Source organism: Glaciecola sp. 2405UD65-10 (assembly GCF_048820975.1).
In the GTDB taxonomy this organism is placed as follows: domain Bacteria; phylum Pseudomonadota; class Gammaproteobacteria; order Enterobacterales; family Alteromonadaceae; genus Glaciecola.
Genome location: NZ_JBMEUF010000001.1, coordinates 410,723 through 435,880 on the forward strand (window position 1 = coordinate 410,723; position 25,158 = coordinate 435,880).

20 protein-coding genes are annotated in these 25,158 nt (G+C 40.1%); 9 read left to right on the plus strand and 11 right to left on the minus strand.

The window, feature by feature from the left end; all coding sequences use genetic code 11:
• Positions 1–17: 17 nt before the first annotated feature.
• The 4 genes from fldA to ACOI22_RS01870 form a co-directional block, all read right to left on the minus strand.
• The gene (gene fldA, locus ACOI22_RS01855) at positions 18–539 is read right to left on the minus strand and encodes a flavodoxin FldA (RefSeq protein WP_420669623.1); all 522 of its coding nucleotides are present in this window, start codon (positions 537–539) and stop codon (positions 18–20) included.
• Positions 540–569: 30 nt separating this feature from the next.
• Positions 570–794, minus strand: a complete 225-nt coding sequence (locus tag ACOI22_RS01860; RefSeq protein ID WP_420669625.1) for a DUF2788 domain-containing protein — start codon at positions 792–794, stop codon at positions 570–572.
• A 108-nt stretch (positions 795–902) separates the two neighbouring features.
• Complete coding sequence (locus ACOI22_RS01865; protein WP_420669627.1) at positions 903–1,685, minus strand: alpha/beta fold hydrolase; 783 nt, start codon at positions 1,683–1,685, stop codon at positions 903–905.
• 12 nt (positions 1,686–1,697) lie between these two features.
• Entirely contained in the window at positions 1,698–3,344 is a 1,647-nt protein-coding gene (locus ACOI22_RS01870) for an electron transfer flavoprotein-ubiquinone oxidoreductase (RefSeq protein ID WP_420669629.1), read from the minus strand.
• 322 nt (positions 3,345–3,666) lie between these two features.
• On the opposite strand from ACOI22_RS01870, the gene ACOI22_RS01875 reads away from it, so the two are divergent.
• From ACOI22_RS01875 to ACOI22_RS01890, 4 genes are all read left to right on the plus strand, one after another.
• The gene (locus ACOI22_RS01875; RefSeq protein WP_420669631.1) at positions 3,667–4,419 is read left to right on the plus strand and encodes an electron transfer flavoprotein subunit beta/FixA family protein; all 753 of its coding nucleotides are present in this window, start codon (positions 3,667–3,669) and stop codon (positions 4,417–4,419) included.
• Complete coding sequence (locus ACOI22_RS01880; protein WP_420669633.1) at positions 4,416–5,342, plus strand: electron transfer flavoprotein subunit alpha/FixB family protein; 927 nt, start codon at positions 4,416–4,418, stop codon at positions 5,340–5,342. The genes ACOI22_RS01875 and ACOI22_RS01880 overlap by 4 nt, the downstream gene beginning before the upstream one ends.
• Before the next feature lie 318 nt (positions 5,343–5,660).
• Positions 5,661–6,854, plus strand: coding sequence for an efflux RND transporter periplasmic adaptor subunit (locus ACOI22_RS01885; protein WP_420669635.1), 1,194 nt, complete (start codon positions 5,661–5,663; stop codon positions 6,852–6,854).
• On the plus strand, positions 6,851–10,003 hold the full coding sequence (locus ACOI22_RS01890; RefSeq protein WP_420669637.1) for an efflux RND transporter permease subunit: 3,153 nt from the start codon (positions 6,851–6,853) through the stop codon (positions 10,001–10,003). Before ACOI22_RS01885 ends, ACOI22_RS01890 begins: the two co-directional genes overlap by 4 nt.
• Before the next feature lie 57 nt (positions 10,004–10,060).
• Here ACOI22_RS01890 and ACOI22_RS01895 read toward each other — a convergent pair whose 3' ends face one another.
• The 3 genes from ACOI22_RS01895 to ACOI22_RS01905 form a co-directional block, all read right to left on the minus strand.
• A complete protein-coding gene (locus ACOI22_RS01895) occupies positions 10,061–10,963 on the minus strand; it encodes a DMT family transporter (RefSeq protein WP_420669639.1) in 903 nt (300 codons plus the stop codon).
• A 93-nt stretch (positions 10,964–11,056) separates the two neighbouring features.
• Positions 11,057–13,303, minus strand: coding sequence for a TonB-dependent receptor (locus ACOI22_RS01900; protein ID WP_420669641.1), 2,247 nt, complete (start codon positions 13,301–13,303; stop codon positions 11,057–11,059).
• Between the two features lie 115 nt (positions 13,304–13,418).
• Positions 13,419–14,417, minus strand: coding sequence for a GlxA family transcriptional regulator (locus ACOI22_RS01905; RefSeq protein WP_420669643.1), 999 nt, complete (start codon positions 14,415–14,417; stop codon positions 13,419–13,421).
• A gap of 186 nt (positions 14,418–14,603) precedes the next feature.
• On the opposite strand from ACOI22_RS01905, the gene ACOI22_RS01910 reads away from it, so the two are divergent.
• Genes ACOI22_RS01910 through ACOI22_RS01925 form a run of 4 tightly spaced genes read left to right on the plus strand, consistent with a single transcriptional unit; the run spans position 14,604 to position 18,990 of the window.
• Positions 14,604–16,424, plus strand: coding sequence for an acyl-CoA dehydrogenase (locus ACOI22_RS01910; RefSeq protein WP_420669646.1), 1,821 nt, complete (start codon positions 14,604–14,606; stop codon positions 16,422–16,424).
• A 12-nt stretch (positions 16,425–16,436) separates the two neighbouring features.
• A complete protein-coding gene (locus ACOI22_RS01915) occupies positions 16,437–17,441 on the plus strand; it encodes an NADP-dependent oxidoreductase (RefSeq protein WP_420669648.1) in 1,005 nt (334 codons plus the stop codon).
• Between the two features lies 1 nt (position 17,442).
• Positions 17,443–18,210: an SDR family NAD(P)-dependent oxidoreductase gene (locus tag ACOI22_RS01920; RefSeq protein WP_420669650.1), complete on the plus strand. Its 768-nt coding sequence runs from the start codon at positions 17,443–17,445 to the stop codon at positions 18,208–18,210.
• A gap of 15 nt (positions 18,211–18,225) precedes the next feature.
• Entirely contained in the window at positions 18,226–18,990 is a 765-nt protein-coding gene (locus ACOI22_RS01925) for an SDR family oxidoreductase (RefSeq protein ID WP_420669652.1), read from the plus strand.
• Positions 18,991–19,037: 47 nt separating this feature from the next.
• On the opposite strand, the gene ACOI22_RS01930 is transcribed toward ACOI22_RS01925, so the two are convergent.
• The 3 genes from ACOI22_RS01930 to ACOI22_RS01940 form a co-directional block, all read right to left on the minus strand.
• Positions 19,038–20,729 (minus strand): GNAT family N-acyltransferase, encoded by a 1,692-nt coding sequence (locus ACOI22_RS01930; RefSeq protein ID WP_420669654.1) that lies wholly within the window; start codon positions 20,727–20,729, stop codon positions 19,038–19,040.
• Positions 20,730–20,892: 163 nt separating this feature from the next.
• Positions 20,893–22,083, minus strand: a complete 1,191-nt coding sequence (locus ACOI22_RS01935) for an aromatic amino acid transaminase (protein WP_420669656.1) — start codon at positions 22,081–22,083, stop codon at positions 20,893–20,895.
• A gap of 123 nt (positions 22,084–22,206) precedes the next feature.
• The gene (locus ACOI22_RS01940) at positions 22,207–22,980 is read right to left on the minus strand and encodes an NRDE family protein (RefSeq protein WP_420669658.1); all 774 of its coding nucleotides are present in this window, start codon (positions 22,978–22,980) and stop codon (positions 22,207–22,209) included.
• 179 nt (positions 22,981–23,159) lie between these two features.
• On the opposite strand from ACOI22_RS01940, the gene ACOI22_RS01945 reads away from it, so the two are divergent.
• Positions 23,160–24,401: a cystathionine gamma-synthase family protein gene (locus tag ACOI22_RS01945; protein WP_420669660.1), complete on the plus strand. Its 1,242-nt coding sequence runs from the start codon at positions 23,160–23,162 to the stop codon at positions 24,399–24,401.
• A 166-nt stretch (positions 24,402–24,567) separates the two neighbouring features.
• Here ACOI22_RS01945 and ACOI22_RS01950 read toward each other — a convergent pair whose 3' ends face one another.
• Complete coding sequence (locus tag ACOI22_RS01950; RefSeq protein WP_420669662.1) at positions 24,568–25,140, minus strand: glutathione peroxidase; 573 nt, start codon at positions 25,138–25,140, stop codon at positions 24,568–24,570.
• Positions 25,141–25,158: the final 18 nt, after the last annotated feature.

A 25,158-nucleotide genomic window follows, 5' to 3' on the forward strand; every position in this document is an offset into this window, starting at 1 on the left:
TATACGTCAACCGTTGACTACAATTCTGCTAAGCACATTTCTTCATGAATTTGCTTACACCAAGCTTTAACGCGTTCGTCAGTCAGTTCTGGTTGGCGGTCTTCATCAATTCCTAAACCAACAAAATGGTCGTCATCGGCCATGCCTTTAGATGCTTCAAAATCGTATCCCTCACTAGGCCATTGGCCAATCAATATGGCGCCTTTTGGCTCAACGATATCGCGAATCATACCCATTGCATCTAGAAAGTATTCAGCATAGTCTTCTTGGTCACCACAACCAAAAATAGCCACTAGCTTATCTTCAAAATCTATTTCTTCTAGTTCAGGAAAAAAGTCGTCCCAATCACATTGGGCTTCACCGTAATACCAAGTTGGGATACCAAAAATAAGAAGATCAAACTCCGCTATCTGCTCTTTAGTGCTTTTAGCTATATCTTTCACTTCTATTAATTGTTTACCCAACTCTTTTTGGATCATTTTTGCAATATGTTCAGTGTTACCTGTATCGCTACCAAAAAATAAACCAACACTTGCCATTCGCTTACTCCAGAATTCTTGCGCCGATGTTTAGCCTGAAACACCTGACGACATATATACCACTTGAATTATACCTTTAGCTACAAAACCTAGTGCTCCTAGGCCTAAAACGCCATAAGCGACGAATCTACCTATTTTGGGAACATCATTTTTTTTCATCACATCATGAACCGCGTAGCCCATAAGCAAAAATAACCCTACTAAGGTTATATTTAAAACAATTGCTTCAATGTGTTGAAAATTATCTGGCGACATACTTAAGATACAATATCAATAAAATTTCGCGGATATTACCATATAAATGCGCAAAAAGAGAAAATTTGCGCGCATTTTCGCTGTAAACTTTCTAAAACTTTACGCTAATCACTGATCTTGTAAATGTTCGGTGATTAGCTTGTTAACAATACTTGGTTTTTCAGCGTGCAACCAATGCCCCGCATCTACCATTTTGGCTTTAGCATTTGGAAATTGTTTCAAAATGCGACTTTGGTGTTTTTCAGTAATATAGTTAGATTTTATCCCTTTAATGAATAACACGTCGCCAGAAAATATTTCTACGTCTTCTAGCGGCCAATGGGCCATACTTAAATACTCCCTAACAATTAAATCAACATTGAAACGCCACTTCCATTGAGCTGCGTCTTGATACAAACTTTTTAGTAGGAAGGCCTGAGTACCTGCATCCTCAACAAATTCTTCAAGGCTCGCTTGTGCCGCTTTTCTTGAATCAATTTTGCTTAGGTCTACCGATGTTAAGCCGTCTAATACGTTATTATGGCGCGGTTCATAGCTAACTGGTGCAATATCAACAACAACCAATTTTTGCACTAATTCAGGTTTCAGATAGGTAACGTACATTGCTACTTTGCCACCTAGTGAATGCCCAACTATATTGGCCTTTTCAATACCTAAGGAGCTTAGGGTAAGAATGACTTGCTGCGCGTAGTCTTCAAAACTAAATGCACTTGACCAAGGAGATTGCCCATGGTCGGGTAAATCTAAACTAATTACACGATAATCTTGTTCAAAATGGCGGCGAATCATACTTAAATTGTCACCGCTGCCAAAAAGCCCGTGTATAAGCACTAAGCAGGGCGCATTGCTATCGCTGCGACCATAAGATTGGTAATGTAAGGTTTCTAACATTTATACAATTGCCTACATGTTTGGATAATTAGGGCCGCCAGTTCCTTCAGGAACCACCCAATTAATGTTTTGCTGAGGCTCTTTAATATCACATGTTTTGCAGTGAACGCAGTTTTGCGCGTTTATCTGGAAGGCCTTTTCACCATCAGCTTGCTCAATTATTTCGTATACACCCGCTGGGCAATAACGCTGAGCCGGCTCGTTAAAGTCTGGCAAGTTAACCTTAATTGGAATACTCGGATCTTTAAGATGCAAATGACAAGGTTGGTCTTCTTCATGATTGGTGTTTGATAAAAACACAGAAGAGAGTTTGTCAAAACTAAGATTACCGTCAGGTTTTGGATAATCAATTTTGGGCATGTCGGCGGCTTTTTTCATTCCTGCATAGTCAGGCTTTGAATCACTAATGGAAAACGGGAGTTTTCCACCAAAAATGTTTTGGTCAATAGTGTTGTAAGCTCCGCCAATAAAGTTGCCAAATTTATGTATGGCAGCGCCAAAGTTTCTTGATGCATAAAGCTCGTCATACACCCATGAGTTTTTGAAATTTTCAGCGTATTGTACTGGGTCACATACCGCTTGTTCTGTTTTTAATAGTTCAAACAATGTTTCAGCCGCAATCATTCCCGATTTCATGGCCGTGTGATTGCCCTTTATTTTAGAGAAGTTTAGCGTACCGGCCTCACAACCTACCATTATCCCACCAGGGAAAGTCATTTTAGGCAATGAATTAAGGCCGCCTTTTGCAATGGCTCTTGCGCCGTAAGCTACTCGTGTACCGCCTTTTAAAGTATTGGCAATAACCGGGTGGTGCTTTAATCGCTGAAATTCATCAAAAGGGCTTAGGTGAGGGTTATCGTAATTAAGGTCTACAATAAGCCCAACAAACACTTGGTTGTTTTCAGCATGGTAAAAGTAACTTCCGCCAGTGGCATCTTTTAAAGGCCATCCTGCGGTGTGAACAACTAAGCCTTCGTTATGTTGCTCCGGTGGGATATCCCAAATTTCTTTAAAACCAATGCCATAGTGCTGCGGGCTTACGTCCTTAGCTAAGTCAAATTTCTCAATTAAGGTTTTACCTAAATGACCACGGCACCCTTCAGCAAATACGGTGTACTTAGCGGTAAGTAACATACCAGGCATGTAAGTGTCTTTTTGTTCACCCGCTTCAGAGACTCCCATATCACCGGTTATCACACCCGCTACATTACCTTTTTCATCATAATGAACCTGAGCGGCAGCAAATCCCGGATATACCTCTATACCTAAACTTTCTGCTTGTTCACCTAGCCAACGACAAACATTAGCCATAGAAACAATATAGTTTCCGGTATTGTGCATTGTTTTTGGCGTTATCATGTTAGGTAATTTAGTGGCGGACTGTTCATTTTTTAACAAATAAATATCATCACCCGTCACTTTTGTGTTGACCGGAGCGCCATCTTGCTGCCAATTGGGTAATAATTCATCAAGCGCTTTTGTTTCAAAAACAGCCCCTGATAAAATGTGCGCACCAATTTCTGAACCTTTTTCTAAGACGCAAATATTTAAATCTTGGCTGTTATCATTGGCTAGTTGTTTAAGTTTGATGGCAGTGGACAGACCAGAAGGGCCGCCGCCTACAACAATTACATCAAACTCCATTACTTCTCTTTCCATTGGCTTCTCCGCACGCAAGCAATTTAGGGTTATAGTACAGTATTCGTCAATTCAATATTACGTACTGTGAAAACATTGTAATATCTACGTTAAATAAAAACCAATCTAGGTTGACGTACACGTTAACTGAATATAGATTGCGCTTTACTTGTTAATTAGTAAAGTTTTTATCGTTAATGGTAAAGTATAATTACAATTGTTTGAGTACGAGTCGTTATTAAGTTAACGGTGTATATGTAAACGGTTTGGCTATCAGCTTTATGCTTTTTTGTTAACACATTAATCTGTAAAGATTTATATTCGTTTTAAAATAGGGGAATCTATGAAAATTTTGGTGCCGGTAAAACGTGCTATCGATTACAACGTAAAAGTACGGGTTAAACCTGACAATTCAGACGTTGATTTAAACAATGTGAAAATGGCAATAAATCCATTTTGTGAAATTGCGATAGAAGAAGCTATTCGTTTAAAAGAAAAGGGCGTAGCCACTGAAGTTGTTGTTGTATCTATTGGCGAAAAGTCTTGCCAAGAGCAAATAAGAACAGGTTTAGCTTTAGGTGCAGATCGCGGTATTCATATTGAAACTGATGCTAAATTAGATTCTTTACAAATTGCTAAATTGTTAAAAGTGATTGTTGAAGAAGAGTCGCCTGAGCTTGTTATTCTAGGAAAACAAGCCATTGATTCTGATAATAACCAAACAGGCCAAATGCTTGCCGCGCTTACTGGCATGCCACAGGGCACGTTTGCTAGTAAAGTTGATGTGAGTGAAGGCAAAGTTGATGTAACTCGTGAAATAGACGGCGGCTTACAAACTGTTGCACTTAGTTTACCTGCAGTAGTAACAACTGATCTTCGTCTTAACGAACCACGTTATGCTTCGCTACCCAATATTATGAAAGCTAAGCGTAAGCCTATTGATGTAAAAAATGCGGCTGACTTAGGCGTAGATTTAACATCAAAAGTGACTTTGGTAAAAGTCATGCCGCCAGAAACTCGCAAAGGTGGTGTTAAAGTAGAAAGCGTAGAAGCGCTAGTAGACAAACTAAGAAACGAAGCGAAGGTGATTTCATGAGCATTTTAATTTACGCAGAGCATGACAACGCACAACTTAAAACAGAAACTAATAAATTAGTTCATGCAGCACAAACGGTTGGCGGTGATGTAACAATACTTGTTGCAGGCCACAATTGCGGTGATGTAGCAGCGCAAGCTCAAAAGATTTCAGGTGTTGCTAAAGTACTTGTAGCCGATGCTGAGGAATACGCGCATCAAATGCCAGAAAATATTGCTGATTTAGTTGTAGAGTTAGCGGCTGACTACAGCCATGTATTTGCTGCTGCAACCACTACAGGCAAAAATTTTATGCCACGTGTTGCTGCATTATTAGACGTAGCACAAATATCTGACATCATTAAAGTTGAGTCTGCTGATACGTTTGTTCGCCCTATATATGCTGGTAATGCAATAGCAACTGTGCAATCAGCTGATAGCAAAAAGGTAGTAACAGTAAGAGCAGCTGCCTTTGATGCAGCGAGTAATGACGGAAGTGCTGAATTAGAAGCACTTTCTGTTGTTAAAGCTTCTGAGAAATCAAACTTTGTATCGGCTGAACTTACTGAATCAGAGCGCCCAGAGTTGACGGCAGCTGATGTTATTATTTCAGGTGGCCGTGGTATGCAAAATGGTGAAAACTTCGCCTTACTTAATGGGATTGCCGATAAGTTAGGCGCAGCAATTGGTGCGTCACGAGCGGCAGTAGATGCTGGTTTTGTTCCAAACGACATGCAAGTAGGGCAAACCGGTAAAATTGTTGCTCCACAGTTATATATTGCTGTTGGTATTTCAGGCGCTATTCAACACTTAGCGGGCATGAAAGATTCAAAAGTAATAGTGGCGATTAATAAAGACGAAGAAGCGCCTATTTTTCAAATTGCCGATTATGGTTTAGTTGGTGACTTATTTGAAGAATTACCAAAGCTAGAAGCAGCGCTATAATTCTTTCGATGTAATTAGCGAAGCAACACATATAATAAAAAGCGGCGTCTATTTAGGCACCGCTTTTTTTTTAGCTTTTTAGTGAATAATTCTTGCAGTCATTTATGATTGCTTATCACTTAAGCATGCTTAAAAGATTGCTTTTTGTCCTATTTAAACATTTATTGAGTGTAAATTACCGCGTCAATTTACACTTGTAACATTTAGACACAAAATATGTGTGTTTTTATGGCCAAGTCAAGGCGTGTAAACTAGTCTGTTTATCAAAAACTTGCGTATAATCGACTGCGTTTAACACATTCATTTAAAGGGTCGTACATGAGTATTCGTGTAAAAAGAATTGCAATTCCCATCGTAATATTATTAAGCGCTATAATTTTATTCATTGTAATTGTTGCGTCAAAGGCACCACCAGAGAAAAAAGAAGTCGTTGTTAAAGATTTTCTAGTAGATGCAAAACCCATTTTTTCAGAAACGGTAGAGTTTTTAGTCTATGCGCAAGGCGCAGTGAAACCTAAAAATGCCACAATGCTGAGCGCTCAGGTTAGCGGTCGGGTAGTTTCTATATCAGATAACTTTAACGAGGGCGGTTTTTTTAAAAAAGGTGAGGTCTTATTTGAGCTCGAAAGTGACGATTACCAAACCGACTTATTGTTGGCTGAAGCTGAATTAGCTCGAGCGCAAGCTTTATTAGATGAAGAAGTCGCTCGAGGACGAGTAGCAGAGCAAGAATGGAGTTCTATAAATAGTGGAATTCCTCCTCAACTAGGGCTTCGTAAACCCCAATTAGCGCGAGAGCAAGCTAACCTAAAGGGGGCTAAGGCCAATTTAGCGCGTGCCCAACGCAACTTAGCAAGAACGAAAATTACCGCGCCCTACGACGGATTGGTTAGGCAACGCTTAGTGGATTTAGGACAGTTTGTTCCTTTAGGTACGCAAGTGGGTGAATTGTATTCTACTGATGTGGCTGAAGTCAGATTGCCACTTACTGATAACGACGTAGCCTTTATTGGTGATCTTTCTAAAGAACAAGCGAAGGTGACTCTAACAGCCTCTGTTGCGGGTAAGCAACACACTTGGCAGGGCCTTTTAGTAAGAGATGAAGCCGTATTAGATGAAGCTAGACGCGTAATATACGGTGTGGTTGAAGTGAAAGACCCTTACAATTTAAAAGGTAATTCACATACAAGTGCATTAAAATTTGGCCGTTTTGTAAGCGCCGCAGTAAGTGGTGTTATAGCCCAAGGGATAGTGAAGCTTCCTCGCTTTGTTATGCGCCTAGATGGAACCGTTCTAACCGTAACAGAGGATAAAAAAATCCAAATCAATTCAGTTAGCGTGGTGCGAACTGATGAGAACTTTGTATACATTGGCGGTGGTTTGCCGCTTGATCAAAAAGTTGTAATGAGTGCGGTATCTACTCCCTATAATGGTATGCCTGTGCGCTTTATAAATGACAAGCCCGAGCCTTCTAATGATGAAAATACCAATAAAGAAGAGTTAAGCTTATGAGTGATCAAATAGATACGAAATCAGGCTTAATTGCGTGGTTTGCTCGCAATAATGTTGCAGCAAATTTGCTCATGATATTTATCATTTTGGGCGGAATTTTTGGCATTATTACGGTTCAAAAGCAAGTTTTCCCCCAATTTGTAATTAATGTGATTAGTGTACAGGTTCCATATTTAGGTGCAGCACCACAGGAAGTAGAGGAGGGTGTTGTTCTAAAAGTTGAAGAGGCTATTAAAGACTTAGAGGGCATTAAAAAGATCACGTCTACCGCCCGGGAAGGCTTAGGCTCTATTTCAATTGAAGCTGAGGATGGCTACGACGTACAAAATTTACTTGATGAAGTAAAAGTGCAAGTTGATGCCATTTCGACTTTTCCTGCTAATACCGAAAAACCAGTAGTGTATCGAATAAAAGCACAACAAGACGTGCTGTGGGTTTCAGTTTACGGTGATGTGTCGGAGCGTGAGTTAAAAGAATTAACTAAATCAATGCGCGATGACATTGCGAATTTGTCAGGTATTTCTGATGTAAGCGTTTTTGGGGCCCGTGATTATGAGGTGTCAGTAGAAATATCCGAAATTGAACTACAAGCCTATAACTTAAGTTTTGACGATGTAGTTAACGCCATTAGACGAACTTCCATAGATATTCCGGGAGGTTCAATTCGCTCGGAAAATGGCGATATTTTGCTTAGAGCCAAAGGCCAAGCATACACCGCGTGGGATTTTGCCAGTATCCCGTTAATTAATCGAAGTGACGGCACACGCTTATTAATTGGTGACATAGCTTCTATCAATGACGGATTTATTGAAGACAACAACTTTGCGAAGTTTGACAATAAAAACGCGATGAACATTAGAGTGCGCGCCGTAGGTGATCAAAATGCTCTTGAGATATCAAAGAGTGTTAACGCATACTTAGAGAAAAAGAAGAAGACACTCCCAAACAGTGTTAATGCAGATTCATGGGGTGATAGTTCATTTTATTTAGCTGACCGCTTAAATATGATGTTATCAAACATGTTTATGGGTGCGTTTTTAGTATTCATTGTTTTATCTTTGTTTTTGAAACTAAAACTCGCTTTTTGGGTAATGGTTGGCCTACCTGTTTGTTTTTTAGGTACGTTAATGTTTATGCCCATGGAGCATATAGCGGTATCAATTAACCTATTAAGCTTATTTGGCTTTATTTTAGTACTGGGAATAGTAGTAGATGACGCCATAATTATGGGGGAGTCTGCTTATTCTGAAATGGATAAAAGCGGCCATAGCGTAGATAATATTATTCGCGGTGTTAAAAAGGTGGCCATGCCGGCGACCTTTGGCGTGCTCACAACGATAGCTGCGTTTTCGCCCATGTTGATGGTAAGTGGCACGTTTGGCGTTATTTGGAAAACCATTGGTATGGTGGTGATTCTATGCTTAATTTTCTCACTTATTGAATCAAAGTTGATTTTGCCTGCACATTTAGCGCACATGAAGATTAAGCCTTATGATCCAAAAACAGCAAACTTCTTTCAACGTTTACGCGAGCGAATGAATAAGCGAATTCATTCTTTCATTCATGAATCTTATGGACCTTTTTTACGAAAAGCGGTAGTTAATCGATACACTACCTTAGCGTCATTTGTTGCCATGTTTATAGTGATTATTGGCCTGTTTGCTGGCGGCCTAGTGCGCTTTGTATTTTTCCCTGACATACCTTCTGATTTTCTAATTGCCAGTGTAGAAATGGAAGCGGGATCATCGTTACGTCAACGTGATCAAGCCATTGAAGAACTATTACGCTCAGCTGATAAAATGGATGAAGAGGTTATTGATAAAACAGGCAGTCCAGCCATTAAGCATTCATTAGCGTTTGACCAAGGCACTCTTTCGGGGCAATTGTTTATTGAACTTACAAAGGGAGAAACCCGCGAGCTAAGTGATAAACAAATGCAGGAAATTTGGCGCAAACATATGCAAGAAATCCCAGGAGTGCGCTCAATTAATATTGGCGCGCCAGGCGGCCCAGGTGGCGGTACCGATTTATCATTTGAATTTAGTTCAAGTAATATTCAAGAACTAAAAAATATTACATTAGAACTTAAGAGTTATCTTGAGGCCTATAATGGTGTAACGGAAGTAACTGATTCCTTTAGCGGTGGCAGTGATGAAATTCAGTTATCAGTTAAACCTCAAGCAGAAGCGTTAGGCATTAGTTTATCGCAACTAGCCCAACAAGTGCGCTATGGATTCTACGGTGCCGAAGCTCAGCGCTTACAGCGTGAAGATGAAGAAATTAAAGTAATGGTGCGATATCCAAAAGAAGAGCGTAATTCTGTTGGAAACCTAGAAAATATGCGAGTAAGAGCGCCTAACGGTGATGATGTGCCGTTTAATCAAGTGGCTGACGTGCGCTTAGCTGAAGGTTATGCAAGTATAATTCGCGTAGATGGTTCGCGCTCAATTACTGTTAATGGAAAAGTTAACAAAGATATTATTGACCCAGGCGAAGTATCAAGTGATGTAGTGAAAAATGTGATACCCGAAATGCTTGAGCGTTATCCAAATGTAGTATTTAAATTACAAGGTAATTCGCGCGAGCAGGCAGAAGCTATGGTGTCACTTGCCCAAGGGTTTTTGTTTGCCTTGCTAGCTATATATGCGCTTATGGCTATCCCCTTAAAGTCATATTCACAGCCCATTATTATTATGTCGGTTATTCCTTTTGGCTTAGTAGGCGCAATTATAGGGCACTTAATTTTAGGTCATGCCGTTAGCGTACTTTCAATATGCGGAATTATTGCCTTATCGGGCGTTGTAGTGAATGACTCATTAATAATGGTAGACTTTGTAAATAGAGCACGAAAAGAAGGTTACTCTTTAATGGATGCGGTATTAAGTGCTGGTACTCAGCGCTTTAGAGCGATTATTTTGACGTCTTTAACCACGTTTATGGGCCTGCTGCCCATTGTATTTGAGAAGAGCTTGCAGGCTCAAATAGTTATACCAATGGCTATTTCATTAGCCTTCGGAATACTATTTGCCACGGTAATTACCTTGTTATTGGTTCCATCCTTGTATCTTATTCTAGATGATTTTAAAACGAATATGAGAGCCATAATTGGATGGTTTAAAGGTGAGGATAGTAAAACCAAAACCGCATAAATGGTGGTAAACAGTAACAGCCGCATTGCGTATTTTAACGTTATGCGGCTTTTTCATTTATGAGATAGACAATATCTTGTTTAATTTACCCATGGCAATAGCATTGCCAAATAATACAAATACAACACCAAACAATGAGAGTAAGCTCCACGTGTAGCCCTCAAAAACGGTTGATATGGCCAAGGCAACTACCGGGTAAACAAGCACAACATAAGCTGCCTTATCAGCACCAATTTGCTTGAGCAAACGCATATAAGCGCCAAACGCAATAATAGAACCAAATACCACCAAATATAATAAAGAGATGTAGTATGAGCTTTCACTGGGCCAAATAAGTTTAGCGCCGCTTATTATGGCAATTGTAACAGTAACGATTACGCCATACGTCATCGCCCAAAAATTCATTTGTAAAACCCTAATTTCGCCAGATAATACTTTTTCAGATACCACATTGCCAAGCGCCGCAGATAAAAATGAACCGGTGGCAAACATAAGCCCAACCACAATGCCTTGCTGAGTGCTAAAGGCTTCAAATTCAGGCAAAAATATCATGACAATACCCACTAAACCCACGGTCGCTCCTAGTATCACCTCAGTACGCATGGCTTTACCCATAATCACGCGCCGTAAAATCACGTTGAAATAAATAACCGTACTACTTAATACTGCAAGCAGGGCGCTGATCATATGCTGTTGTGCAGCGTATAGGAAAGAGTAATCCATGGTATATAAAAACACACCCGCCAAGGCGATTAGTTTATGTTGTTTAAATGGTAGCTTTAAGCTGATGCCTTTTACTAAACAAAATATTCCCATAATAGCGGCAGCTAAGCCAAAGCGAAGAGCAACTGATAACATAATATGCATATCGTGTATTTGATAATTAATGGCAATCCAAGTAGAACCCCAAACACAAGCACACACAGCGAATAAAAATACGTTTGAAGAGAGAATGGGCAAAATGTTTGTACCTCAATTTAAATGTGGAATAGGATTAATATAGGCAATAAAAAAGCCAGTCATAAGACTGGCTTTTCTGCAAAACTGACTTGCTTAATAGAAAGACATTTTCGCTTCAATACCAATAATACGAGGCTCGTTCACAATACCCGTCAAATTGTTAAAGTCAATCGCGCCTTTTACGTTATCTTCATCAGTAATATTGCGGCCAAATAACGCAATTGAGTAACCGTCAGCGAAGTTTTCATAACCTAGGCGTAAACCACCTTCAAACTGCTTATTAGTTTTATATTCAACTGATTCATATAAAAACATATTAGTACGCCCTTGCACTGACCAATCAGTGTAAGCGAATAACTCGCCATCATCACCTACAGGAACAGCGTAACGTGCGGTAAAGCTAAAGGTAGTTTCTGGAGCCTGAGGGAATGGGTTGCCATCTACAAAAGCTTGGCCATCTGAATTTGTTGGATCAGTGACGGTACAGCCACCGCCACAAGGCGATACCAATAAATCAGCATCATCAAGCTCGGTATCATTATAGCTGTAACCTGCAGTAAGCAATAAATTCTCACTTGCTAAGTATTGGGCATCAATTTCAAAACCGGCCGCTTTACCTTTATCTGCATTTAATAAAGCATTTCCGTTACTGCTTCCACCAATTGCCGATATTTGCAAATCATCCACTTCATAATAGAAAACTGCCGCGTTAATACGCAGCTTATCATTCATAAAGTCAGCTTTAATACCACCTTCAATTGAGTTTATAGTTTCAGCATCAGCTACCGAAGGTTGCCCTTCAAACGCTATATCACGCCCCTGAATACTTTGTGCTCTAAAGCCATTTGCGTAACGTGCAAATAGCGACACGTCGTCATCAAGCTTGTAGTTTGCACTTAGCTCAAAACTGGTTTGGCCGTCATCAACGTTTACTGGTGCGTAGTCATCAATTGTTGCTGCGCCAATTGAAAGCGCAAAGCTATTCACGTTTTGTGCGCCTACTTCAAGTGATTTTTCGTCATGGGTGTAGCGTACGCCGCCGGTAATACTTAATTTGTCATTTACTTGATAAGATGTTTGGCCAAATACTGCCCAAGTAGTGTTTTCATGAAATACGGTAGTATCACCGAAAAATCCGTCGCGGCTAGTAACACCAAAAGATGAATCAAAGTAAAATGCACCAGCTTGCCAAGATAGGGCATCATTGGTATCACTTGCAAAACGAATTTCCTGGGTTACTTGTTCTAAATCTTGTAAGTCATCTTGAGTAACAGCTGAAAATGGGATAAAACCTGGTTGCGAGGTATCACCGTTGCCAAAACCACCGTCAACATCACCTAGGCTAAAGCCATCAGCTTCTTGATACGAGGTAATAGAAGTAAGGGTAACATCACCAAAGTCATAATCAATTTTTAAAGTAGAACCGAAACCTTCATATTTTTGCGGGTTGTTGTCAAACCCATTGCCATTTAAATTACCATCATAATAAACGGTTTCACGATCATAATTTTGATTTAAATTATTTGAACCAAGATCAAACACATTTGCACGAAATATTGATGCTGTGCCTTCTAAATCACGGCCTTGAACTTGAAATAAAATATCTAGATCATCATTGGGGGTATATAGTAATTGTCCGCGCCACGCTAATTCATCAAAACCACCAATTACATCGCTAGATTTGTCATCCATTGCGTTGTCTATGTAGTCATCACGATTTTGTGAAAGTACTGAAAAACGGCCTGCTAAATCGTCACCTAAACTACCACCAACAGCCGCTTCAAGATTAAATGTGCCGTAACTTGCTATTGAGGTTTTAACATATGCGTCAAAATCTTCAGATGGCTTTACCGAATCAAACTTAACCATACCTGCGGTTGTGTTGCGGCCAAACAGAGTGCCTTGTGGCCCACGAATAACTTCAACTTGTTGAATATCAAATAATGGGAAACTTTTTAATACTACGTTCTCCATTACTACATCATCCATAACTACCGATACCGGCTGTGATGCCGCTAAGTCAAAGTCAGTATTACCTAAACCACGTATATAAAAACGCGGGGCAACACGGCCATTTGAAGATTCGGCATATAATCCAGGCACTCTTACCGCTAAGGCTAGAATATCATCACCGCCTGAAAATAAGTTTTCAAACTTTTCACCGTTTAAGGTAGCAATAGAGATAGGCACATCTTGAATGGATTGTGTGCGTTTTTGTGCTGTAACGGTAATGGTTTCAAGGCCTTTTTCTGCTTCAGTATTATCTGATTCTTGTGCACTGGCGTGTGTTAAAACACCCGCAATAGATAATGCGAGCATAGATTGCTTAAATAATGTCATATTATGTGTCCATTAAATGTTGTAAACAACAAGTTAAAAGTTGTGTGTGACGGGTCTTTGTTTACGCCCGTTTTAGGTCGCTGTGGATTATAACAGAAACGTCAAACATTTGACTTTAAATAGACGCTCTGTAGAACTTATCTTGATACTCTTTTGGTGTAAGCAGGGTGGTTTTTTTAAACAAGCGCGTGAAGGAGGAAGTGTCTTCATAACCTACCAGATTGGCTAGAGACTTGATGTTTCCTTGGCCGGTTTCCAGTAAACGTTTTGCTTGCTCAACCCGAATAGCTTGAATATATTCAATGGGACGTAAGTTAATAGCTGCTTGAAATCGCCTATTCAGTGTACGTGTTGTTACGCTCACTTTTTGCGCTAAATCAGCCACATTTAGATTTTGCTTGTAGTGTAATTCTATAAAATCTTGGGTTTGCGCGACCACAGGATCAGGATGGCGTTTAAATAATTTTGTATTGGCATAAACACGTTGGTCAGAGCGTCGTGAATCAATCACTTGGGTTTTTGCTACTTGATTGGCTATTTCCCGCCCGCAGTATCGCTCTATTAATAACAAGCCCAAGTCATAAAAAGAACTCCCGCCGGCGGCGCAGAAAATGTTATCACTTTGGGTAACCAGTTGCTTATCTTGTACATCAATGAGTGGATATTCAGTTTTAAGTTTTTCAGCATATCCCCAATGTGTGGTAGCGGGTTTGTTATTCAGTAAGCCTGCTTCAGCCAGTAAAAATGCGCCGCTGCAATTACTTGCGATATCAGCTTGGGTTTTCGCTAAACGCTTTAAATGCGGTATTAACGCTAGATTGGCTTGAATGGTTTTATCTAGTGAGTCTCCAATGGTGGGAACTAGCACTAAATCACATTCGGTCACGTCATTTAAATCACAATGGGCTTGAATGACCAATCTATTACTACAGCGAAAAGGCTTTGCGTATAAGCTCGCAATTTCAACGGTAAAACGTGGTTCTAACTCTTGATTAGAGAAACGTTGCCAACTAACGCCGGTAAACGAAAACAAATCTAGTGCACCTGTAAGCGCACTCGCTAGTGCGCCATCAAATCCCACAATAATGACTTTAAAAGGCTTAAAGTAAGGCATTTTTTAGTGTTTCCTTGTTCCCAATGCATTATCAATTAAAGTAATAGGCTAACCATCAATACAATGAATATGTGTCGCTTTTAGCTTTTATTATGTCATAAATGACAATTTAAGGGTAAGTGATTTTACTCTACCATTATTAAATAACGTTTTATTTACATATTACTTTTTAAGCGAGGTCCTAAGATGGCTGCTGATACACTCATTCATGAGTTTGAATTACCCTTCCAATTGTATGATGTGCTGAACGTAGAGCAATTGTGCGAAAATGAGAAATTTAACGAGCACAACAAAGAAACCTTTGATGCTGTGCTTGATACTGCTAATAAAATGGCAACCAAGCTGTTTTTACCTCATAACCACATTGCAGATAAAAACGAACCTCAGTTTGATGGCAAAAAAGTATCAATGATAGATGACGTCAAAATAGCCTTTGACGCATTTAGAGAGTCTGGGTTTATTGCCGGGCGTTATAGTTTTGAAGATGGCGGTATGCAACTTCCTGAAACTATAATGACCGCTGTTTCTGCCTTTTTTATGGCTGCTAATCCATCTACTACTGCTTATCCATTTTTAACCTCTGCGGCTATCAATGTTATTTCTCACTTTGCTGATGACACATTAAAAGCAGCGTTTATGCCGCGTATGTTAACGGGTGATTTTACCGGTACCATGGCGCTTACCGAACCGCACGCTGGCTCTTCTTTAGCTGATATTAAAACTACTGCGGTTAAGCAAGATGATGGTACTTATCGTATTAAAGGAAGCAAAATTTATATATCAGGCGGTGAACACGAGCTTTCTGACAACATTGTGCATCTTGTACTGGCTAAAGTGCCAGGCGGCCCGCCTGGTGTAAAAGGAATTTCTTTATTTGTAGTACCTAAGTATCGCTTAGCTCAAGACAACAGCGTAGGCGAGCGCAATGATGTGCATCTTGCTGGCTTGTTGCATAAATTAGGCTACCGCGGAACCACCTCTACGGCCCTTAGCTTTGGTGATAACGATGATTGCCATGGCTACTTAATTGGCCAAGAGCATTTTGGTTTACGTTACATGTTTATGATGATGAACGAAGCTCGCATTGGCGTAGGCTTTGGCGCGGCTGTAATTGGCTATCGTGGCTTTCAATACTCATTAGATTATGCAAAAGACCGCACACAAGGCCGCGTGGCACCCAATAATAAGCCAGAAGATGATGCAGCGCCTATTATTATGCATGGTGACGTTAAACGTATGCTGTTAGCCCAAAAGGCGTATACCGAAGGCGGTATGTCATTGTGTATGTATGGCGCTAACTTGATAGACCAAATAAATACATGTATTGATGATACACGCAAACAAGAATTAAGCGAATTACTTGACTTACTTACACCGGTGATTAAAGCGTGGCCTTCAGAGTATGGGCCAAAAGCTAACGACTTAGGCATACAAGTACTTGGCGGTGCTGGATATACTCGTGAGTATATGTCAGAGCAGTTTTGGCGTGATAATCGACTTAATCCAATACATGAGGGAACAAATGGTATTCAAGCACTTGATTTGTCATTTAGAAAATTATGGCAAAGCGATGGCTTAGGCTTAAAAGTGCTTGAAAAGGAAATTACAAAGCTATTGCAAGGCACGCTAGACCCAAGCAAAAACTTACCCCAAAGCGCGCAAATGTCAGAAAAACTAATGCCTTATTTACAGCATATGCAAACCTTAATTGTGCATATTAGCCAAGTAATAAGAAGCGAAGAGGCCGCTACCCTAAGCGCTAACGCTCAGGCAATGATGAATGTATTTTCTAGCATTGTGGTGAGTTGGATTTGGATTAAGCAGGCCAGCAAAGCTGAGCAATTACTTAAGGCTTGTGATGACAAGCAAAAACAAGATTACTACCGCGGTAAAATTCAGGCCGCAAATTACTTTATAGATTGGGAACTGCCCACTATTGCGCGCGACATTCAATTACTAACAAATAACAACACAGTGTGTAATGAAATGCACGCTGATTGGTTTTAAGGATAATTTACTATGACCACAAGCCAACAATGGTGTTTAAAAGCAAGGCCTTTCGGTGAGCCAACAAACGATACTTGGGAATTCAAGCAAACAGAACTGCCTGAATTAAAAGAAGGGCAAATATTAATTAAAGTAGAGTACATTTCTTTAGACCCAGCTATGCGCGGTTGGCTAAATGACGCTAAGTCTTATATTGAGCCGGTACAAATTGGCGAAGTAATGCGCGCGGGTACGGTAGGCAAGGTTATAAAAAGCCAACACAAAAGCTTTAGCGAAGGCGATTACGTAGCCGGATACAACGGTGTTCAGTCTTACGCAGTGAGCGACGGAACAGGCTTACACAAAGTTGATCCAAGCCTAGCGCCGCTTCCTTACTATTTAGGTGTATTAGGGATGCCTGGCATGACAGGCTATTTTGGTTTACTGAAAACCGGTGAGCCCAAAGCGGGGGAGACCGTAGTGGTTTCAGGCGCCGCCGGTGCAGTAGGCGGTTTAGTTGGCCAAATTGCACGCATTAAAGGTTGCAGAGTAGTAGGGATAGCCGGCGGGAAAGAGAAGTGTAAGTTCTTAATTGACGAACTAGGTTTTGACGCGGCAATTGATTACAAAAATGAAAGTGTAAAAGACGCATTAAAACAAACTTGTCCAAAAGGCGTAGATGTGTTTTTTGACAATGTGGGCGGCGATATTTTAGATGATGTATTAACGCAAATAAATGTGAAAGCACGGATTGTTATTTGTGGAGCTATTAGTCAATACAACAACACCACACCGGTAAAAGGCCCGTCTAACTATTTATCATTGTTAGTGAATCGTGCTCGTATGGAAGGTATTGTGGTGTTTGACAATATCAAAGAATATCCGGTTGCCATGAAAGATATAGCAACGTGGATAAAATCAGGTGAGTTAAAAGTAAAAGATCATGTTGTTGAAGGCTTAGAAACCTTCCCTGAAACATTGATGATGTTATTTAAAGGCGAAAACTTCGGTAAGCTAATTTTAAAGGTAGGTGAATGATATGACTCCAGCAGCAGATGTCACAAATAAACGCATTTTAATTACTGGTGGTGCATCAGGCATAGGCGCCGCGAGTGCTAAACTACTGGCAAGCCGCGGTGCAAAAGTTGTTATTGCAGATTTAAGCGAAGAGCAAGGCCAAAATGTAGCAAAAGAAGCGCAAGACAATGGCTTTGATGTCAAATTCCAAAAAGTAGATGTTACGCAGGCCGACAGCGTAAAAGCCTTATTCGCATTTGCAATGAAAGAGCTAGGCGGCCTAGATGTGGTAGTTAACAATGCGGGAATTGATCATAAGCCAGCGCCTATGCATGAGTTAAGTGATGACGATTTTGATAGCAATATAGCCGTCAATTTAAAAGGCGTTTGGCACTGCATGCGCGCATCAATAGCTTGCATGGCGCCTAGTGGCGGCGGCCATGTTATAAATGTTGCATCGGTAGCGGGCTTACGTTCATCACCCGCAATATCTGCATATAGTGCTTCAAAGCATGGCGTTATGGGCCTGACTAAATCAGCGGCCGTTGAATATGCCAGAGCAAATTTACGATTTAACGCAGTCTGCCCTAGCTTTATTGACACACCCATGGTGCAAAATACCCTTGCTAAACTAGACGAACGCGGCCAAAACGCGATCATTAAAGCAAGCCCATTGAAGCGTTTAGGGAAAGTTGAAGAAATATCAAGTGCCATTGCTTGGTTAGCAAGTGATGAAAGTAGCTTTATGAACGGACACGCCTTCACTTTAGATGGCGGCATGTTAGCTTAATTAGCGTAAGGAATTATGATGAAAGATTTATTTGATTTAACAGGTAAAATTGCCTTAGTCACTGGCGCAAGCCGCGGTATTGGTGAGTCAATTGCTCGATTATTGGCTTCACGTGGCGCACACGTTATTGTATCTAGCCGTAAAATTGATGCTTGCCAAGCGGTGGCTGATAGCATTGTTGAAAGTGGTGGAAAGGCCAGTGCTTTTGCTTGCCATGTGGGTGAAATAGCTCAAATTGAAGCAGTGTTTACGCACATCAAAGATACCCACGGGCGCATTGATATACTGGTTAATAATGCTGCGGCAAACCCATATTTTGGGCATATTCTCGATACTGATTTGGCGGCATATGATAAAACAGTAGATGTGAATATTCGAGGCTATTTCTTTATGTCAATTGCTGCGGGCAAAATGATGAAAGAACAAGGTTCGGGTGTAATATTAAATACCGCCTCAGTTAATGGCATAACCCCAGGCGATATGCAGGGTATTTATTCAATCACTAAGGCCGCTGTAATCAGTATGACTAAAGCATTTGCAAAAGAATGTGGTGGCTTAAATATTCGTGTTAATGCACTATTACCGGGCTTAACTGATACTAAGTTTGCCTCAGCACTTACCACTAATGACACCATTCTAAAAACCGCATTAAAAGTCATTCCTTTAGGCAGAGTGGCTGATCCAGATGAAATGGCAGGTACTGTTTTGTATTTAGTGTCAGATGCATCAAGTTATACAACCGGCGCCAGTGTAATTGTTGACGGCGGCATGCTCGCCTAATTAGTACTGTTTTAAATAAGACGCTCACTGCCAAGGTGAGCGTTTTACTATTCAAGATAACGCTTTCTTTTTTTATCACTTAACTTGGTGATATCTACCATAACTAAACCGTCTACGCAGTTTTGAAAGTCAGGGTCAATATTAAAGGCCGTAAACCTAACACCTTCACCTTCACACAACTCAGCATATTGCTTGTAAAGAGTTGGTACCGCTACGTTCATGTTCGCAAGTTTTGTTTTTAACACCGGTAGGGCTTCTTTGTACGTCAAACCCGCAAATGCATCAACTTGCTGAACGGCGCAGTGGTAGGGAATTTTAGCGTGAGCTACATTGTCGCTATCAGGAAAGAAGTGCAGATAAAAGCTGACTATCAAATCAGTCGCTGTTTTGGGAAGCTGGGCACTTAGCGTAACGGGGCCAAATAAATAGCGGTATTCAGGATAGTTACGCAAAAACGCGCCAATCCCCATCCATAGGTAATCTAAACTGCGCTTTCCCCAGTATTTTTCTTGTACAAAACTTCGGCCTAACTCTAAGCCTTTATCAAAATAAGGCTGCATGTTTTCGGTATAATCAAATAAGGTACTGGAGTAAATAGACGTGCTTGTTTTTACTAACTGTTTTGCATCGCCAAATCGATAGGCTCCTGCAATTTCCAAATCACTAGGATCCCACAATATTAAGTGAAAGTAGGTTTTATCAAATTGGTCAACATCACGCCTTTGATGCGTGCCTTCACCCACTGCTCGGAAGGTTATCTCTCGTAATCTTCCAAGCTCTCTCATAATTGGCGAGCTTTGTTGATATCGATACAAGTAAATCACTTTTCCATCGCTTGTTGTACCTAGCATTTCACAGTCGGATTTTAGCGCTTCATGCAAGGTTTTCCTATTTTCAGGAAGGGCGATTGCACTTTGCGTAGGCATTACGGCTGGTTTTTTAGTTCTCAAACGGTACAAGTGCTTTTTGAACAATTTAACCTGTTCTTTCATATTAATGGTTAAATTGGCAAAGCCTTCGTAGGGAATAATTTCCCCAATATGTACATCCATGCTTTTACTTTTCTTGTTAAACATTTCCTTAACTAGAAGAGCCGTTGCTGCTGGCTTGTAAAGCATTGATACGCCATAAAATAGAGCGGAGTTTTTAGCATCTATGCATATAGGTAGAATAGGGCACTGTGCGCGCTTAGCAATTCTTAAAAAACCGGTTTGCCATTTAGTATCTCGTATACCTTGTGGACGCAATCTTGATACTTCTCCTGCTGGAAAAACAATAACGGCGCCTTCATTTTGTAAATGTAAATGTATGTTGTGTAAGTTATGTTTAGGTGTATTGCCTTGCATGTTATTAACAGGCAACAAAATTTCATGTAAAGGCTCTATGGCCATGAGCATTTCATTTGCCACAACTTTTATGTCATCACGTATATCTTGAATACATTTAATAAGAGCTAAGCCGTCAAGAGAGCCAATAGGGTGGTTGGCTATTATAACAACCCTGCCAGAGCTAGGTATGCGTTCTTTTTGCTGATCTTTCAATCTAAAAGAAAAGTCAAAATAGCGTAGTACCTGTTCAACATAGTCAAAGCCTGACAAATGCGGGTACTCATGTTGAAACTCGTTTATTTCTTGCTCACACAACAGGTGTTTAAAAAGCGCCGTTACCGGTTTATTTAAAATTTTGTTATTTGCTACTTGAGGATAGCGTGACGTAATAACCTGCTTGGTATCTAACATACGGTAAAGTTCCGATTTATTATTATGCTAGCGCCCGAAGGTAAAAGATATTCTTTAAGCTTAAGTGACGTAAATGTGAATGTTTAATGACATTAAAAACAAGAAGGGAAATGACAGGAAGAGAAAAGCGGTAAGAGCTAGGTATTACCGCTTTGAGATTGCTTTACATAGTTTGCGCAATAGCCTTAGCCAATGCTTCTACGTTATTGTGGTTAATACCCGCAATGTTTACTCGGCTAGAGTCTACAAAATAAACCGCATGATCACTTCTAAGAAGTTGTACTTGTTCTGGCGGTATGCAAAGGAATGAGAACATACCTTTTTGCGTGTTTATAAAACTAAAGTCTTTATCAACATTTTGTGCGGCTAAATTGTTCACTAGCATTGCGCGTAAGTCAGTCATACGATTACGCATAGCGTCAACTTCAGCTATCCACTGTTGATTCAAGGTCGGTGTATTTAAAATAATATCAACCAAAGCGCCGCCATATGAAGGAGGCATTGAGTATATTCCACGTGCAACCGATTGAATTTGTGATTGCGCAATTGATTTAGTTTTTTCATCTTTACAAATAATAGCGGCTAAACCCACGCGTTCACGATATAAGCCGAAATTCTTAGAACATGATGCTGCAACAATAACTTCATCTACATTTTCAACTAGCGTGCGAAGGCCATAGGTATCTTCATCTATGCCATCGCCAAAACCTTGATAGGCGGTATCAACAAAGGGTAAAAAACCCACTTTGTTAGCAAGTTTTGCAATTTCTTGCCATTGTTCTTTAGTTAAGTCAGCCCCGGTAGGGTTATGACAGCAACCGTGAAGTAATACCACATCACCGGCATTGACTTTTGATAAACAATCCATCATTTCGTCAAATTTGATGCTGGCGCTAGCCTTGTCAAAATAAGGGTAGGTATGTAGTTCTAATCCCGCGTCACCTAGTAAAGGAATGTGGTTAGCCCAAGTAGGATCGCTTACCCACACTTTGGTTTTGCTATTTACACGCATAAGTAACTCAGCAAGTATACGCAGTGCGCCACAGCCACCTGGTGCTTGAACGGCAGCAACTCGGCTGTCATTCAGTGCCGCAGAATTATTACCTAAAAGAAGCGTAAGCATGCCATTAATGAAACCGGGGTTCCCTTGGGGCGTAATATAAACCTTCGAGGTTTCACTTTGTAAAAGTATCTTCTGCGCTTCGGCCACAGAGTCTAATATAGGTGTATTACCTTGCTCATCCTTGTAGACACCTACGCCTAAGTCAATTTTATATGGGCTAGGATCTTGTTTATACGCGGCAGATAAACCAAGAATTGGATCAGGCGCAAGGGCTGGCAACGTTTCAAACACGATATTGTTTCCTTTTTTGTTAGCATTAGTGCAAGTGTTGGGCATTATGCCAATTTATTACTAGAATTCGAGAAAAATATCTTATTTTTTTAGATATTTTAGATTAATTTTGTTTATTAAGACTTATCTGTTCTGTAGATCAAATTCAAAGACCTGCGTATCACTTAATTTTGCCTGCGGTGTAAAGGTTCTTTCTTCCCAATAACAGTGGTTGTTGTTGTCAATTAACAACACTGTACTTGAACGGGTGCCATAGTTTTCGCTTTGAATAAAAATAGACGATAACTTTCTTTCCCACTCTATGGGTATACCCGTTTTCGGCAGTATGTCGTCACTAGCTGCTTGCGAATTATTTAATAAAGTAAATAAATGCTCATGACTTAGTGTATCAGCATGCTGGCAATAATCGGCTAGTGCCTTTTTACCCGCATCTATTTTAGGCCATGGAATATCTAAGCTGGCATTGGAAAGGCCATAAACACCATCACCTAGGGTATATACTGCATTTTCAAAGTTGTTATACACATGCAAGTCTTTCACATCGCCATACAGTAAATTGTACCCGTTGTATTGCTCATGGGTGTTCTGTAGCCTAGCTAAATATTCGCTATTACTGTTGTTGTCCGTTAAAAAGTGGGTCACTAATTCACCGCGAGTAATGGCATTTTCACGCTCTTTACCTGGTGCTCGAATATTCGTAAGCGCCGCTATTCTGCCTTGTTTATTCATCCCCATCCATGTACCGCCTGCTTCTAAATCTTTGCCGGCAAGAAGGTCACTATGATTTGGCCAAAAATGAGACACAGCGGTAGGCCGCTGATGAAATTCATCACGGTTTGCCGCAATTATTAGCGGATACTTCGGGTGCTGGTTAACAGCTATAAATAAAATACACATAAGAGTTGTAGTGTAAATGACAAATATAAATCTTCAATAATAATATTGCGTTATTACTTAGTTAAAAGTTCTTAAAGTGAAAATAAATCTTAGCCTAGTTATATGGTACACTTTTGCCCGTTTACACTGGTTTTAATACAAAAACACCATCACGCATCAAATTATATAGGAACTTATTAGTGAAGAAATTGAAACTTGCTTCTCGCTTAGTGCATGCCGATCGTAAAATTAACAAGCCACAGCATGGCGCTGTGCATGAAGCGACTAATAATTCAGTATTATTTGAGTTTGACGATGTTGCCGATTTAGAAGCTGTATTTCAGGGTGAAAAACCAGGTCACGTTTATTCGCGCAGCTCATCTAATTCAGCAGTTGCCTTACAAAACATCCTAAGTGAACTTGAAGGCGGGGTAGGTGCGGCTACATTTTCAACCGGAATGGCAGCCATTTCAGCGCTTATGTTTTCACTGTTAAAGGCAGGGGATCATATTGTGGTGAGTACTTATTTATTTGGTAATACTCGAAGCTTTTTTGATTCACTTGCGCGTTTTGCAATTGATATCAGCTATGTTGATGTATCAGATGTAAGTAATGTAAAAAGCGCTCTTAACGAAAATACAAAAATGGTGTTTAGCGAAACGATAGCCAACCCAGGTACTCAAGTGGCAGATTTAAGCGCTATTGGCGATTTATGTGAATCACAAAACCTATTATTTGTATTAGACAACACTATGACGCCATCGGTTATGTTAGATGCAGCGTCTGTAAAAGCGAATATGCTTACAACGTCATTAACAAAGTATATTGCAGGGCATGGCAACGTTCTTGGCGGTGTTGTGGTTGATATGGGAAATTTCGACTGGACTACCTTTGAAAACATTTTAGAGGTTTATAAGTCGGCTGATCCTGCGGTGTGGGGGATGACTCAAATTCGCAAAAAAGGCTTAAGAGACATGGGGGCAACGTTGGCTCCGCAATCAGCTCATCTTGTTTCTATAGGTTTAGAAACATTGCAAATGAGAATGCAGAAAACCTGTGAAAATGGTTTGGCCGTGGCTGAGTTTTTATCTAAGCAAGCACAAGTGCAAAAAGTTTTTTATCCCGGCTTAGCAGAACACCCACAACATGAAAGAGCTGCACACTTATTTAATGATCAGTTTGGTGGTATTTTAAGCTTTGAACTTCAAAGTAATATAGATATGCGAGCTTTTTTGAATCATTTAAATACCATTATTACCGCTACGCATTTGGGTGACACACGCACTCTAATATTACCTGTTGCTAGCACTATCTTCTTTGAAAATGGTGCTAAACAGCGCGAAGAGATGGGAATTTCAGATACTTTGGTCAGAATGTCTATAGGTATTGAAGATGCAGAAGACTTAATTGAAGATTTAAAGCTTGCCTTTGAACGGGTATAGGCTAATTAATTTATGTATTTAATAAAAAAAAGTGAACCATTTTCTATACTATAGTCTATAATAATACAATGATTGCAATTAGCTTTGTGATTATTAGTGTTCCTAGTTGAGTGTGTTGATATGCCCCATTACTTAATGGGGCTTTTTTTTGTCTATACTTTAATTACTACTTCGGCAATGCGTTTGATACATCACTTAGAAAGTCTTTATCATCAGGTGTTACACGGCTACCATAATGCTTTACTGTTTCACCGTCAGCGCTCATCAAATATTTGTTAAAGTTCCATTTAGGTGTTTTACCTGTCATTTGAGCAAGTTTTGCATAAATAGGGTCAGCATCATCGTTTCGTACCGAAATAGTTTCAAACATGGGAAAATTAACGCCATAAGTTAATTCGCAAACCTCAGCGGTTTTTCCTTCATCAGAAAATTCTTGAGCGAATGAGTTCGACGGAAACCCTACAACGACTAAGCCCTTATCTTTATATTCGGTATAAAGTGCCTCTAGGCCTTCAAACTGTGGGGTGAATCCACATTTACTCGCTGTATTGACAAAAAGGACGGCTTTGCCACCATATTCTTGGCACATATTAACCACTTCTTGAGAGTTAAGTTTACGTTTCATATGTTTGAGTACGCTAGGGCATTCATTTGCCTGTGCAGGAATTACGCTACTTGCTCCGCTAATTGCTAATACCGTAATGAAGTATAAACAAGCCGATAAAATTATTGTTTTCATTATAAATTCCGTGTTTCT